At 66.8% G+C, this 13,569-nt stretch carries 15 protein-coding genes; 8 read left to right on the top strand and 7 right to left on the bottom strand.

Translation table 11 applies throughout. From position 1 onward, the window contains the following. Positions 1-289: 289 nt before the first annotated feature. Together ACWD3I_RS11475 and ACWD3I_RS11480 are read right to left on the bottom strand one after the other, a co-directional pair. Entirely contained in the window at positions 290-1,615 is a 1,326-nt protein-coding gene (locus ACWD3I_RS11475) for a PhoH family protein (protein ID WP_266888576.1), read from the bottom strand. A 321-nt stretch (positions 1,616-1,936) separates the two neighbouring features. Beyond that, entirely contained in the window at positions 1,937-2,710 is a 774-nt protein-coding gene (locus tag ACWD3I_RS11480) for an isoprenyl transferase (RefSeq protein WP_365391881.1), read from the bottom strand. Between the two features lie 744 nt (positions 2,711-3,454). Between ACWD3I_RS11480 and ACWD3I_RS11485 the strand changes: the two genes are divergently transcribed. Then, a complete protein-coding gene (locus ACWD3I_RS11485) occupies positions 3,455-4,636 on the top strand; it encodes a winged helix DNA-binding domain-containing protein (protein ID WP_365391883.1) in 1,182 nt (393 codons plus the stop codon). On the opposite strand, the gene ACWD3I_RS11490 is transcribed toward ACWD3I_RS11485, so the two are convergent. Further along, positions 4,627-5,433 carry a class I SAM-dependent methyltransferase gene (locus tag ACWD3I_RS11490; protein WP_365391885.1) on the bottom strand — a complete coding sequence of 269 codons (807 nt, stop codon included), beginning with the start codon at positions 5,431-5,433 and terminating at the stop codon, positions 4,627-4,629. The two genes, ACWD3I_RS11485 and ACWD3I_RS11490, sit on opposite strands and share 10 nt — an antisense overlap. 313 nt (positions 5,434-5,746) lie before the next feature. On the opposite strand from ACWD3I_RS11490, the gene ACWD3I_RS11495 reads away from it, so the two are divergent. From ACWD3I_RS11495 to ACWD3I_RS11515, 5 genes are all read left to right on the top strand, one after another. Further along, complete coding sequence (locus ACWD3I_RS11495) at positions 5,747-6,061, top strand: hypothetical protein (protein ID WP_365391887.1); 315 nt, start codon at positions 5,747-5,749, stop codon at positions 6,059-6,061. A gap of 3 nt (positions 6,062-6,064) precedes the next feature. Continuing rightward, positions 6,065-7,357, top strand: a complete 1,293-nt coding sequence (locus ACWD3I_RS11500) for a putative T7SS-secreted protein (RefSeq protein ID WP_365391889.1) — start codon at positions 6,065-6,067, stop codon at positions 7,355-7,357. 76 nt (positions 7,358-7,433) lie between these two features. Next, entirely contained in the window at positions 7,434-7,823 is a 390-nt protein-coding gene (locus ACWD3I_RS11505; RefSeq protein ID WP_365391891.1) for a hypothetical protein, read from the top strand. Then, a complete protein-coding gene (locus tag ACWD3I_RS11510) occupies positions 7,820-8,470 on the top strand; it encodes a hypothetical protein (protein WP_365391893.1) in 651 nt (216 codons plus the stop codon). The genes ACWD3I_RS11505 and ACWD3I_RS11510 overlap by 4 nt, the downstream gene beginning before the upstream one ends. Next, positions 8,467-9,120, top strand: coding sequence for a hypothetical protein (locus ACWD3I_RS11515; protein WP_365391895.1), 654 nt, complete (start codon positions 8,467-8,469; stop codon positions 9,118-9,120). Before ACWD3I_RS11510 ends, ACWD3I_RS11515 begins: the two co-directional genes overlap by 4 nt. 80 nt (positions 9,121-9,200) lie before the next feature. Here ACWD3I_RS11515 and ACWD3I_RS11520 read toward each other — a convergent pair whose 3' ends face one another. Further along, a complete protein-coding gene (locus ACWD3I_RS11520) occupies positions 9,201-10,226 on the bottom strand; it encodes a hypothetical protein (protein WP_451084070.1) in 1,026 nt (341 codons plus the stop codon). Further along, the gene (locus tag ACWD3I_RS11525; RefSeq protein WP_365391899.1) at positions 10,214-10,873 is read right to left on the bottom strand and encodes a hypothetical protein; all 660 of its coding nucleotides are present in this window, start codon (positions 10,871-10,873) and stop codon (positions 10,214-10,216) included. The genes ACWD3I_RS11520 and ACWD3I_RS11525 overlap by 13 nt, the downstream gene beginning before the upstream one ends. 298 nt (positions 10,874-11,171) lie before the next feature. Between ACWD3I_RS11525 and ACWD3I_RS11530 the strand changes: the two genes are divergently transcribed. Beyond that, positions 11,172-11,537 carry a DUF192 domain-containing protein gene (locus ACWD3I_RS11530; RefSeq protein ID WP_365391901.1) on the top strand — a complete coding sequence of 122 codons (366 nt, stop codon included), beginning with the start codon at positions 11,172-11,174 and terminating at the stop codon, positions 11,535-11,537. Positions 11,538-11,785: 248 nt separating this feature from the next. Beyond that, a complete protein-coding gene (locus ACWD3I_RS11535) occupies positions 11,786-12,259 on the top strand; it encodes a carboxymuconolactone decarboxylase family protein (RefSeq protein WP_365391903.1) in 474 nt (157 codons plus the stop codon). A gap of 61 nt (positions 12,260-12,320) precedes the next feature. Here ACWD3I_RS11535 and ACWD3I_RS11540 read toward each other — a convergent pair whose 3' ends face one another. Then, positions 12,321-12,953, bottom strand: a complete 633-nt coding sequence (locus ACWD3I_RS11540; RefSeq protein WP_365391905.1) for an OmpA family protein — start codon at positions 12,951-12,953, stop codon at positions 12,321-12,323. Between the two features lie 7 nt (positions 12,954-12,960). Next, complete coding sequence (locus tag ACWD3I_RS11545; RefSeq protein WP_365391907.1) at positions 12,961-13,539, bottom strand: hypothetical protein; 579 nt, start codon at positions 13,537-13,539, stop codon at positions 12,961-12,963. Positions 13,540-13,569 lie beyond the last annotated feature (30 nt).

Below are 13,569 nucleotides of genomic sequence, written 5' to 3' on the forward strand. Positions count from 1 at the left end.
CGTGGTGCTCGGGCGGCATACGACGGCGGCTATGGAGTTGAAGCTGGTGTTGCTGTGGTGCCGTACCGCTGGGGGTACAGGTGTGTCGTATGCGGGGCCTGACAGGAGTGAGACTCTGCCGCAACCGGACGCCGGGTGGCAATTCTGAGTTGCGTGTGAAAGCTCACACCTCGTTTGCCCCAGGGGATTTCAGGAAAACCGCACACGCCGAGGCGCCGCCCGGCTAGGCTCACTGCCTTTCCGAACGGCGCCAACTACTGCGTAACCCTTGTGAAATTGGACGACAGGGTCAGATCTGCCCGTCCTCCAGCATTTCGGTCACAAGGGCGGCGATCTGGGACCTCTCGGACCGCGTCAGCGTGACGTGGGCGAAGAGCGGATGTCCCTTCAGCTTCTCCACGACGGCGACGACACCGTCGTAGCGACCCACCCTCAGGTTGTCCCGCTGGGCCACGTCATGGGTGAGCACCACCCGCGAATTGGCTCCGATTCGGGACAGAACGGTGAGAAGCACATTCCGTTCCAGCGACTGCGCCTCGTCCACGATCACGAACGCGTCGTGCAGCGAGCGTCCGCGGATGTGGGTGAGGGGCAGGACCTCGAGCATCCCCCGCGCGGTGACCTCCTCGATGACCTCACGGCTGGCGACCGCGGACAGCGTGTCGAAGACCGCCTGCGCCCAAGGGCTCATCTTCTCGGACTCGGAGCCCGGCAGATAGCCGAGTTCCTGCCCGCCGACCGCGTACAGCGGACGGAAGACCATCACCTTCTTGTGCTGTTGGCGCTCCAGGACCGCCTCCAGGCCCGCGCACAGCGCGAGCGCCGACTTGCCGGTGCCGGCCCGGCCGCCCATCGACACGATCCCGATGTCCGGATCGAGCAGGATGTCCAGCGCGATGCGCTGCTCCGCGCTGCGCCCCTTGATGCCGAACGCCTCCCGATCACCGCGCACCAGGCGGATGTTGCCCTCGGGACTGACCCGCCCCAGCGCCTTACCGCGCTCGGACTGGATCGTCAGACCCGTGTGCACGGGCAGGTCGGCGGCCTCGGGGACGTACACATGGCCTTCCTCGAAGAGGATGTCCACCTGTTCGCCCGGCAGGGTCAGTTCGGACATTCCGGTCCAGCCGGAGGAGCCCGTGATGGCCAGCTCGGCCCGGTACTCCTCGGCGAGGAGACCGACCGAGGAGGCCTTGATCCTGAGCGGGAGGTCCTTCGAGACGACGGTGACGTCGAATCCCTCGGCCTGCAGATTGCGGGCGACCGCGAGGATGCGGGAGTCGTTGTCCCCCAGGCGGTAGCCGCTGGGCAGCACGCTGGGGTCCGAGTGATTGAGCTCGACACGGACGGTTCCGCCGAGTTCCCCGATCGGGATGGGGGCGTCGAGGCGGCCGTGCCGCACCCGGAACTCGTCGAGCAGCCTCAGTGCCTGCCGGGCGAAGTATCCGAGTTCGGGATGGTGCCGCTTGGCCTCCAGTTCCGTCACCACGACGATGGGGAGCACTACCTCGTGCTCGTCGAAGCGGTTCAGGGCGTTCGGGTCGGCCAGCAGAACGCTGGTGTCGAGAACATAGGTGCGCCGGTCTGGCATACGGCGCTTTGTGCTGGTCACCACGGAAGGACGTACCCCCTCGGATGAGGTCGGGGAGCGACGGAGTGGAGCTGGACCGGTCGGCGGCCGCGATGCACGGGCCGGAGACCGGCCCTCCACTGCTTCTTCCGTGCTGAGACCGCACGGTCGAGCTGGTGCAAAGGGCCTCCCGGGCGAACGGCTCCGGTGCCGTCCGCTGAGATCCGACACCCGTGGTTCGGGTGTCGACCTGCTTGGCTTATGCCCTCGAACATGCGCTGCCATGCCGGTGCGGATGACGGCGCGCTGGTGAACTCCTTGTTACTTCCGTCCCAAACGGGGTAGGCCGGGCGCTTGCCGGGCGCCCTAACCGCCGAAGCGCCGATGCCGCGCCGCGTAGTCGCGCAGGGCGCGCAGGAAGTCGACCTTGCGGAAGGCCGGCCAGAAGACGTCACAGAAGTAGTACTCGGAGTGGGCCGTCTGCCACAGCATGAATCCGGACAGCCGCTGCTCGCCGCTGGTACGGATCACCAGGTCGGGGTGGGGCTGGTCGCCGGTGTAGAGATGACGGCCGATCGCGTCGATGGTGACGGACTCGGCGAGGTCCTCGAGCGAGGTTCCCTTGTCGGCGGCGTCGAGCATCATCGACCGCATGGCGTCCACGATCTCCTGGCGACCGCCGTAGCCGATGGCGAGGTTGACGAGTATCCCGTCGACGTGCGCCGTCGCCTCCGCCGCCTCCTTCAGCGCCAGCTGCATCTGGGAGGGCAGCAGGTCGGGGGTGCCGACGTGGTGCACCCGCCAGCGGCCGTCCGCGGCGAGGGTGCGCACGACGTCCTCGATGATGCCGAGCAGCGGGCCGAGCTCGTCCTGGGGCCGGTCGAAGTTGTCCGTCGACAGCAGCCAGAGGGTGACGACCTCGACTTCTGTCTCGGAGCACCAGCCGAGGAACTCCTCGATTTTCTCGGCTCCAGCGCGGTGACCGTGCATGGTGGTGGAGCCGGCGGCCTTCGCCCAGCGGCGGTTGCCATCCATGATGACGCCGATGTGCTTGGGCACCTGAGCGTGGTCCAGGTGGCCTTCCACCCGGCGCGCGTACAGCCTGACCAGCAGGCCGCGCAGCTTGTCGCGCAGGTTCACGTTCTTGTCAGCCCCTCCGTACGGCGGTCCCCGCGGGCGGAAGCCTACCGGTGCGGTGGAGGAAGACTTGAGCGCGGGTCGAGTTGGTGGTCACGCCAACACGGCGTAGCTGCACGTCGACCCACAAAAAAACGGGCCGGTCCGTGGGGGGGGAGACGGACCGGCCCGAGGGGGGGTTTCCACCATAACCCTTCGTAAGTGATGCTGCGTGCATCGGCGTGCCACAACTACTCTCCGGAGTCGGGCGGCGACGGGCCGATGGCCTGGAAAGGCCCCGTTCATGGAGGATTCATGGCCGAATCGCAGCGGATTCCCAAGGCAATCGAGTGGGTTCCGCGGAGATCCGGAGGCTTTGGGGCGACTTGCCGGATGCTCGGCGACTTGTTCTCGCGTCCCCCAGGTGGGTGACCCCGGCCGCGAACCTCGGCTTGACGCCGGGCGCCGGTCGCGCGACGAGGCCGGTGAGCTGCGAAGGCAGGGCGCCGCGCAGCCCCCTCCGCTGCGCGATGCCGCCCGCGCAGCTTTGCTCACGCGAATTACCTTGGTCTGAACTTACGTGAGATCAAGGTAAGAAGCGAGTTGACGGTGATAACGATGTGGAAACCTCGTGAATCCCATGGATGCGAAGGGGGAATGGGGGGCCGATGCGATGATTGCCCGATTTGCCCAACAGTGACGACTCCCGCTCTTCGCGCATCTCCATAGAGGACAGCCGCTGACCTAGTTCCGGCCTAGCGTCGAATCATGACGGTGAGGATCACATGGACCGAGGCGAGTGCACGCCGACTCGAACGGCAGTTCTTGGCCACTTCCGCGGAGCCGGGCGTCCCGGTCGCCGAGGTGGTCGCCACGATGCTCGGGGCGCATGCACAGGTGCTGTCCGCGGCCGAGTTGTCGGTCGGGGTGCGGACCGAGGGGGCGACACGGGCGGATGTGCGCGAGGCGCTCTGGGAGGACCGGTCACTGGTGAAGACGCACGGCCCGCGCGGGACCGTCCATCTGCTTCCCACGGCCGAACTCCCGCTGTGGTGCGCCGCGTTGCCGGCCGTCCCGGCCGGGTCGGTCTTCGCGTCGGACGTACGGGTCACCGAGGAGCAGGCCGGGCAGATCGTGGCGGCGATCGGGGACGCCCTGGACGGGGTGTGCCTGACCGTGGACGAGCTGGGCGAGGAGGTCGTGGCGCGCACCGGCGCCTGGGCCGGTGACCTGGTGATGCCCGCCTTCCAGACCCTGTGGCCGCGCTGGCGGCAGGTGCTGCACCGGGCGGGCTGGTCCGGCGCGCTGTGCTTCGGCCCCAACCGGGGCCGCAAGGTGACGTACACCCACCCGCCGCACTTCGATCCACTGCCGGCGGACGAGGCCGTGCGGACCCTCGTACGGCGCTATCTGCACGCCTACGGGCCCGGGACCCCGGCATGGTTCGCCAAGTGGCTGGCGGCACCCGGCGGTTGGTCGAGCGCGCTGTTCCGGCGGATGGCGGAGGCCGGGGAGATCGAGGAGGTCGACTTCGAGGGGACGGCGGCCTGGGTGGTGGCGGGCGACACGGAGTTCCCCGGGGACGACGGGGTCCGGGATCGGGATCGGGATCGGGATCGGATGCAGGGTGTGCGGCTGCTGCCGTACTTCGACGCCTACGGCATCGCCGCCCAGCCGCGTGAGCTGCTGTTCCCCGGTGCCGCGTACCAGCGGGCGCTGGCGGGCGGCCAGGCCGGCAACTTCCCGCTGCTGCTGGTCGACGGTGTGGTGGCCGGGGTCTGGCATCAACGGCGTCGGGGCCGTCGTACGACCGTCACGGTGGAGCCGCTGCGGCGGCTCACGGCGCGGCAGGAGCGGGAGTTGGGGGAGCGGGTGGAGCGGGTGGGTGAGGTGCTGGAGGCGGAGGCGGAGTTGGTGGTCGGGGAGGTGACGGTCGGGCCTCACGCGTGAGGCGCGGGTTTCCGGACGTCGAAGAGATGGCGGGTGCTGTGGGCGACGAAGGGCCCCTCGGACTCGATCCGCTCGTGCAGGGCGCGGAGTTGGGGCTGGTACGTCTCGACGGTGAAGTCCGGCACCATCCACACCACCTTGCGCAGGAAGTGGACGACGGCCCCGATGTCATGGAACTCGATCCGCAGCCGCTCCGCACGCAGATCGACGACCTCGAGCCCGGCTGCCTCGACGTCGGCACGCTCGCGCTCGGGGTGGCGGGCCGCGCTCTGTTCGGCGGGGAGCGGGCCGAGGAAGTGCTCGACGAGCTCGAAGACGCTGCGCGGGCCCACGTGCTGGGCGAAGTAGGTGCCGCCCGGCTGGAGCACGCGTGCGATCTCGGGCCAGTCGGGGGCGACGGGATGGCGGCTGGTGACGAGGTCGAAGGCCGCGTCCGCGAAGGGCAGCGGGGCGTCCTCGGGCGAGGCGACGACGGCGACGCCGTGGGGGCGGAGCAGCGCGGTGGCCTTGGCCACGTTGGGCGGCCAGCCCTCGGTGGCGACGACGAGGCGGGGCGCCTTCGAGACCTCCGCCACCTTGCCGAGAGCGAAGTCCAGGACCTCCCCTCCCCCGGTCTGGACGTCCAGCGCGGCGGTGGCCCGGGAGAGCCGCCCTGCCTTGGCCACGGCGTATCCCCACGAGGGCCGCGCCTCGCTGGCCCGGCCCTCGAACCAGGAGAAGTCCCAGCCTTCGGTGGGTACGGAGGCGCCTTCGGCGACGAGGGCTTCGTAGGTGGGGTGGGGGTGGTCGGTCGGCATGGGGTGATCGTCGCAGGGTGGGGTCGGGGGCGCCGCTGTTTTTTGTGGGCCGGGGAGGGGCGGCGGACACCGTGGGCCTCCTGCCGTCACGGGACCGGCGGCCGAACGGAGACGTTCTCGGGACGTCAACGATGAGGCCGGTATCCAGCAGTCCTGGTTGCATCAGCACAGCATGGATGCGAGAGGATGCAGCGGCGGGCACGGTCACCTCACGATCAGCGGGCGGGGGGCGGGAAGGTGTCCGCGGTGACCGTGCCGGTGGGTTGAGCCCAACGGAAACGTGCTGACCACGCAAGCGCAAACGGAGAGGCCCATGGGGGAGCACGACCGTCTGGTAGTCGACTACGGACTCCTGGGGTCTTCGAAGACGAATCTGCAGGACATCAAGAAGGCCCTTGAAGGCATCGACAAACACCGCGCCGACATCCATGACATCTGGGGCCATAGCAGTATCGCCGGCAAGATGGATGATTTCGTCAGCAACTGGGACAACTATCGGCGTGAACTCCTCGAGAACGTCGAGGACTTGGGCAAGCAAGTAGAGACCTCGCTCAAAAGCTTCACGAAGCTGGACCTCGATCTCGCGAAGGCGAACGAGAAGAAGCACGGCGAAAACGGGGGGAGCTGACCGATGGGTGCGGGCAAGGGCAGGCGCCGACCGGTCGCCTGGCATCCGCTGGCGGAGAAGGACCCGGTCCCCGGCGATCCTGAGGACATCCGCGACGAGGTTGGCAGAATGAAGACCCTCGCCTCAACCCTCCGCGACCAAGCCCGCATCCTGCGCAAGGCCGCCGACGGTGACGCCCTGACGGGCAAGTACGCCGACAAGATCCGCGACAAGTCCGGCGACCTCGAGAAGCACTTCCGCGAGACGGCGGCCCGCTACGAACGTGTGGTCGGCGACCTCGGCAATTGGGCCAATGAGCTGGAGGACTTCCAGGAACGGGCCGACGGCGTCCTCCGAGCCGCGAAGCAGGCCGACGAAGAACACGCTGCCGAGGTGAAGAAAAAGGAAGCCGAGGCCGAGAAGGGCGGCGCAAAGAACGCGTCGGAGTCATCCGACCCCGACAGCCACCTGGCGCCCTACCACAAGCAACTCAACCAGATCGTCTCCGAGCGCGATTCCCGCGCCCAGCACTACGCCGACAACATCGGCGATGACATCTCGGACATCATCAAGGACAGCGCCTGGGAGAACTTCAAGGACGGGGTGCACGAGCACGCGGATACCATCAAATCCGTCATCGAAGTCCTGAGTTGGGCCGCGACCGCCATCGGGATCATCGCCCTCCTCTTCACTCCGGTCGGATTGCTGGCAACCCTCATCACAGTGACCGCCATCAGCCTCACAGCGCTCGTCGGCATCGGACACACGCTGCTGGCGCTTTCCGGTGACGGCAACTGGGCGGATGTCGCCATGGACGTCTTCGCACTGGCGACCCTGGGATTCGGCAGCGTCGCGATGAAGGGCGTGAAAGCCGCGACCACAGCGCTCAAGACCGTCAGCAGGGCGGAGCGGTTCCAGCGGTACGCGAATCTGCGCAAGCTGCTCGACAAGAATCTCATGCGGTACGCCGGCTCGGACCGCGGCGCGAAGGCGGCACGCGCGTTGCGATCTCTGCGAGAGATCGGGGCGCGAGAGACACGGCCCATGGCAACCCGGGTGGAGCGCCTGCTGGGGGGCGATGGGGAGGTCATCAGCGCGAGTAAGTTCGCCAAGGCGATGCGGGCCGAGTTTGGTGGGAATGCCAGCGTGCGGGCGGCGGCCGACACGGTGAACACGGCCGTACTGAAGTTCCGGCTGAATTACGGGGCTGCCACCCTGGTGGACGTGGGCGACAAACTCGGAGAAAAAGGCCCATACAAGGACCAGTACGGCGACGCCAAGGATGTCCTGACGCGCGAAGTCGGGAGCCGTTGGTGAACACACCGGAGCGCGCACTTACCCGCAACAACTGGGCACGACCAAATTCAGAGCAAAGTTCGAGGGAGTGGAGATAGTGGCGACAATCCCGGCGAAAAGCCCGCAGGAATCCCGGGCCATGAAATTCCTCGCCGCGTGCACACTGGTACCGTTTTTCTGTTTCGCCTTCCAAGACCTCGGCAGCAAGTACGGCGGAATGGACTGGCTCACCTACGGCTACGTGGCATGGCCGTTGATGATCTCGCCGGTCCTGATGCTGGCCCTGCTTTTCAGGAACCGAGAGCTCATCCGTAACCCGCATATCGGCGCCAACTTCTCCCAGACGATCAAGATCGTAGCCATCATGTACCTGGTCTGGAACATTATCGGGACCATCGGCTACAACTGGCTCGGCATCATTTCAGTGCTCTGCTGCCTGACGATCCTCGTGGCCGACCGCCAGCTCAAGAAGCAGGCCCGCGTGTGAGCGCCTCCGATCTGGAGCAACAGCCACCCGCCGTGAAGGCGACCGCTCCCCACCGCTACGAACTCGTCCTGCCCCCCGGCTGGGTCCGCATCCCCCTGCGCGAGGGCATGAAGGAAGCACTCGAGAAGATCCTCTTCTCGCACATGGAGCAAGTCCCGGAGGGCATCCCCCGGGACGAGGCGATGCGCTTCCGGTTGGAGATGCGTCGCCAGTTGGAAAAGCAAGCCCGTGCGGCCAGAAGGAACGGCGGCCTCGACCTCTACCTTCCGGTCCTCCCGCGCGGGGGCATCTTCCTCATGGCTTCGTTCATCGTTGCCGAGCTGCCGATCGGCCGAGACCAAATGGTTCCTCCCAAAGCGGTACTCGCACAGCTGGCCGCCGAGGAGGTACCCGGTGGAACGGCGACAACGGTCGACGTGGCAGGGGCGCCCGCACTCCGCCGCGCCTACCGCCGCTCCACCCCTGATGAGGAAGAGCTGACAACACGGCGGGTCGACTATGTGATCCCCGTGGCGGACGACCCCGGTCGCTGGATCAGCATCAACTTCTCCACACCGGGCGACGGAGACATCGACAGTGAATTCACCGACGTGCTGGTCGAGTTGTTCGACGCGGTGGTCGGCACGTTCAAGTGGAGTTACGAGTGAGCTGGCTCAACGTCAAGCACGCCATGGATCTCTCCCCCTGGATCCGCATCCCGCTCATGTGGCCGGAACCGGGTCTCGAGGACGTCGAGGAGGCAAAGAGTCCTGAGGCATGGGCACGCTACTTCGCCGAGGGCCTCTGGGAGGATTTCGCGTCGGACAAGCCGGAACCAGGCGAAGTCGATCTGCTGACCGACATCCTGTTGATGTACGCCCTCAGGGCCCCCGCGGCCTACCCGGACTTCGAGGTCTTCCTCCATCTCCCCCACCCACGGGAGATCCCGCTTCCCGCGTATGTCGACCTGGTGGAGATCGAGGAGGGCGAAGACCGGGAGACGGCACTGCGTGAACTGACCCACGCCGATGCGAGCTACGCCACCGAACCCCCCATCGTCGAGGACTTCGACTCCCCGCACCTGGGAAACGGCTTGCGGGTGCTGCGGTACTTCCAGGACGAGGACAGCAACGAGGTACACGTCGGCCTCCGTTACGCCTGGCGCTACGAGAAGGGCACGGAAGCCGCGGACGTCCTGATCATCCTGGCCGACCCCGACGCCGGCCGGATCCTCAAGGCTCTCGACGATGTCGACGAGTTCGCCCGCACCGTCCGGATCAGCCCGGATGAGGAAGCGGCAGCCTGGACTTCCTCGTGATCCCGGTCAGGTCGCCACAGCAAGTCGGGCGATCACTCTCCCGAAGGGAGTGATCGCCCGACCGTGAGATCTCGCGGTTGTCAGCGGTTGACGGCCTGGATCTCCTGTACGACGACGTCTTGCGTGGCGCCGAAGTTTCCGTCGGGCAGCTCGCCGCCGGGGACTCCGGTACCGGTCCAGGTGATCTTCCAGGTGACCGTGGCCCGGAGCGGGTACGAACCGTCGCCCGAGGAGCGCAGGTACTTCACTCCGCAGGGTGGCGTCTGGTCGGCCTTGCCCTTGGCGTAGGGCTCGCCGATGCGGCCGTTGTTGATCTCGCAGACGCCGGACGCCGGGTAGGTCACGGCGTCGGCCGTGCCAGGCTCGATCTTGAGGGAGACCGGTTCCGCGGTGGCGGTTGCCTGGAGCTCAAGCACCGGGACGGAGGCGGTGACGGAGACCGGCTTGAAGTCGGCGGCGTCGAGCCAGGACCAGGTCGGGAGGTTGACCTTGGTCGCGTTCGCGGGGGCCAGGGTCACCTTGGTGCCGGGGACGCGGATCTCGTTGTAGGCGAGCTCAGCGAGGATCTCAGGGGTGACAGCGTTCTCGTACTCAGCTGGCGGGGCGTCGCCCGTGTCCACCCAGAAGGGGCCGTCTTGACAGGCGTCCCAACCTGGAGGGTAGCTCTCGTCGACGTAGAAGTCCCACCAGTACCCCTTGCCCGTCTTGTCTTTGTTGAATGCTTTCTCTTCGTCGTCGGCGTTGTACTTCTTCCGCTGCTTCGCGTCCCACTCATAGCCTGTCGACCCGGCTTCCCAGATCGGCTCCAGGTAATTCTGCAGCTGTTCCGGGGTGTACTTCGGGGCATACCAGCAGGCAGGCGGGGTCCAGGAGGTACTCGATGTCAGCGCGCCGGTGGAGTTGCCGCTGCCGTTCTTCGAGTGGTCGAAGACGACGCCGCCGACGGTCACACCAAGGTTGCCGTTCTCGTCGGTGTTGGCCTCCTGAGTCGTATCACCGTTGTTCTCATAGCCATCGCGCGCGAAGGCCACCGGTGAAGCGAAAACGGAACCGCACACGAGCGCCAGAACTGTGAGAGTCTTCGCCGATCTTCTTACGGCTGGCACGCCTTGTCTCCCCCGTTTGAAGCGATGTTGGTGGTCTGCCAGACGCCCTTGCCGTTTTTGGCGAGGCTGGTGTTGTACAGGATGTAGGAGTCCGCCGACGCCGTCGTCTTCTTGACCTTTCCGGTCTTCCTGTTCTTGACGTTGGACTTGCTCTCGTCGGAGCAATAGGTCACATACGCCTTGCTGTCTCCAGAGAGAGTCACCTTGTAGTCGAAGTACCGAGTCACGCCGACCCACGTGTCACCCCCGTCGATGTACTGCTGGGCAAACGTGATCGACGACTCCAAGGCCTTGCCCGTGTTGTAGAAACCGAGCGCCTTGGTGTTGGTGCTGCCCTCGAGGATCGCTTCATCCACGGAGTTCACACTCAACGTGCTGTCAGCAAGAACCGCATCCTTCGCCGAGTCGCCCGTCTTCTCGTACTCGAAGACGTTCTTGGCGTCGGACGGGAAGGTGATCTTCGGGCGTCCGGTGGCATCCGATGCGCTCGGGCTCGGAGACGAGGACGTCTTACTCCCCGTGTCGGCTCCCGCGATCTTGTCGTTGTCCTTGTCCTTGGAGCTGTCGTCGCTTCCGCACGCGGACAGCGTCAGGGCCGCGGTGGCGGTCAGGGCTAGCGCTGCGAGCAGCGTGGGGCGGCGGTTCACGGTCGGCTCCTGGTGAGGCGAGGCTTCTCTTGAGCGAAGCAACGCTATCCAGGGGGCAGTGGTGACACCAGGGTTACGGTTACCGAGGGGCGGGGTAAATGCGGTCAAATCGGCCTTGCGTGACCCCACTTGGGCCGTAACGGTTGGATAACGCGTGGTGAGCGGGTGGTTCCAGTTATGAAGTCGCAAAGCTGACGGGTGGCCGGCGCGGCGTCGCCCTGTTGCCCGGCGGCGATACGTTCGGTTCGCGGGAGTGGCGGACGGGCAGGTTGTGGTGGGCGAAGGGGGCGGTTCGGGTATGGGGCGGTTGCGGGACGGGCGGGCGACGTTGGTCGTCCATGGGGAGCCTGCCGGTGTTTCCGTTCCGTTGGAGATCGCCGCGTCCTATCGCGCCCGTACCAAAGGGTTGTTGGGGCGGGTTTCCGTGGACGGGGCGATCCTGCTGTCGCCTGCCAGCGGTGTGCACACCTTTCGTATGCGCATGCCCATCGATGTCGCCTACCTCGATCGCCACCTCGTCGTCACCGCCGTACGCACCATGAAGCCCGGCCGACTGGGGATGCCCCGGCTCCGTTCGCGGCATGTGCTGGAGGCGGAGGCCGGAGCCATGGCCCGGTGGGGACTGCGGGCCGGGGTACGGGTGGCCGTGACCACCGACGCGTGACGGGAGCTGGCCCCGGACCGGGGCGCGCCCTTCTGCCGATCGCCGGTGCCTCCTCGATCCCCGTCACCTCGCAGCCCGACCGCACCCGCTCCCCGGCCACCTGCCGGCCGGTGCCGCTGCCGCCGTCGAGGACCCTGTCCCCCGTCGGCGCCCAGGAGACGCGCGTCACATTCAGGGGTGTCACATCTCGGTGGGGTCGTTCCGTCTAGGGGGTGTAGGCATCGACACCAACGCCACAGGAGTTCATCATGGAAGCCCGCCTCGACCTCTTCGGAAACCCGCTCGCCGGCAAGATCATCCGGCACATCAACTCGGCGGGCAAGGCAGTCGCGGACTCGACCCTGCCGCACTCGACGGCAGAGCTCGTCAAGCTCCGCGCCAGCCAGATCAACGGCTGTGGGTTCTGCACCGACATGCACACCAAGGACGCGGTCGCCGCCGGCGAGACCCACGACCGCCTCCACCTCGTCGCCGCCTGGCGTGAGGCCAAGGTGTTCACCGAGGCCGAGCGGGCCGCGCTGGAACTGGCCGAGGAAGGCACCCGTATCGCCGACGGGGCCGGCGGGGTCAGCGACGCGGTCTGGGCCAACGCCCAGAAGTACTACGACGAGGAGCAGTTGGCCGCGCTGGTCGCCACCATCGCCCTCATCAACCTCTACAACCGCTTCAACGTCATCATCCAGCAGCCCGCTGGTGACTACCAGCCCGGCATGTTCGGCTGACGGAACGACGATCGGCTGTTCCACCAGCGCCGGGGAGTTCTCCTCCCCGGCGCCTCGTCGTTCAGCTCTCCGTGCGCGGGAAAGAGACCTCGACCCGTCGGTTCTTCTTGCGGCCGGCCTCCGTCGAGTTGTCGGAGATCGGGTACTGCTCGCCGTATCCGCGTACCTCGTACGTGACGTTCGCGTCGTTCAGTTCGGATTCCAGGACGTCCTGTACGGCGTTGGCCCGCTGCTTCGACAGGACGTCGCCGTGGGCGGAGGTGCCCAGGTTGTCCGTGAAGCCGAAGACGCGGATCTTCGTCGCGTTCTGCTTCTTGATCTCGTCCGCGATCGCCGCGATACGGGCCTTCGACCGGCCGCTGAGTTTCGCACTGTCCTTGCCGAACAGGACCTCCGCCTGGAGGGCGAACTTGACGTCGGCGTTGGTGTCTTCACGGCGTTCCTCGCCGGACTGGTCCTCCACGACCTGCTTGATGTCCAGGACCTTGGGTTCGGCGAGGGTGGCGCCCTCGGGGAGCTTGAGGTCGGGGTCGTTGGCGTCCACCTTCACGGGGGCCGCGGCGGTGGCCTCGGTTCCTGGGGGGACGCTGGGGGTTTCGTCGGCCTCGGCCGTCGTCGCGACGAAGAGGTTCGTGGCGAGCATGACCGACGCGGCGGTGAGGGTCAGGGCGAGGCGGGGTTGGGTGAGGGTCATCGGGGCCTCACCCGGAGATGGTGATCGTGGCGGCTGCGAAGGTGGGCAGTTGGAAGGTGACCTCGCCCGTGTCGGTGGGCGGTGCGGGGAACTGCATGAAGACGGGGACGGAGTCACCTGCCTTGATCCTCGGCAGGTCTGTGGTTGTCAGGGGGCGGCCGTCCGTGTCGCGCAGAACGTAGTAGCGCTTCTTGCTGCCGGAGTCCACGAGAGTGGCCCCACCTAGCGATGTGCCGTGCCGGATGATCTCAGTCTCGTTGCCTCGCGTCTCGACTGGGACACGCGTCGCCTCATCGCCGTCATTCTTGATCTCGCCGCTTACCGTGACGAAGCCACCCGCGTCCCGCGCCGCGCTGTCGATCGAGAGGATCAGACCGCTCTCGCCCTTGAGTTCAGCCAGAGGCTCCTCGTCCGTCCCCTCCTGAGCACTCGGGTCGGACCCGCCCTTGGAGGCGGAAGCCGATGCCGTCGGCTTCTTGTCGTCGTCGCCTCCCCCGCCGCAGCCTGACACGCCGACGGCCAGTCCGGCCGCGACGGTCAGTGCGACCATCCCCCTGCGGGCCTTGGCTGTGATCCGAATACTCATGCCTCTTCTTCCTTCGTCCCTCGTCGTTCG

The sequence above is a fragment of the Streptomyces sp. NPDC002817 genome (genome assembly GCF_053592055.1).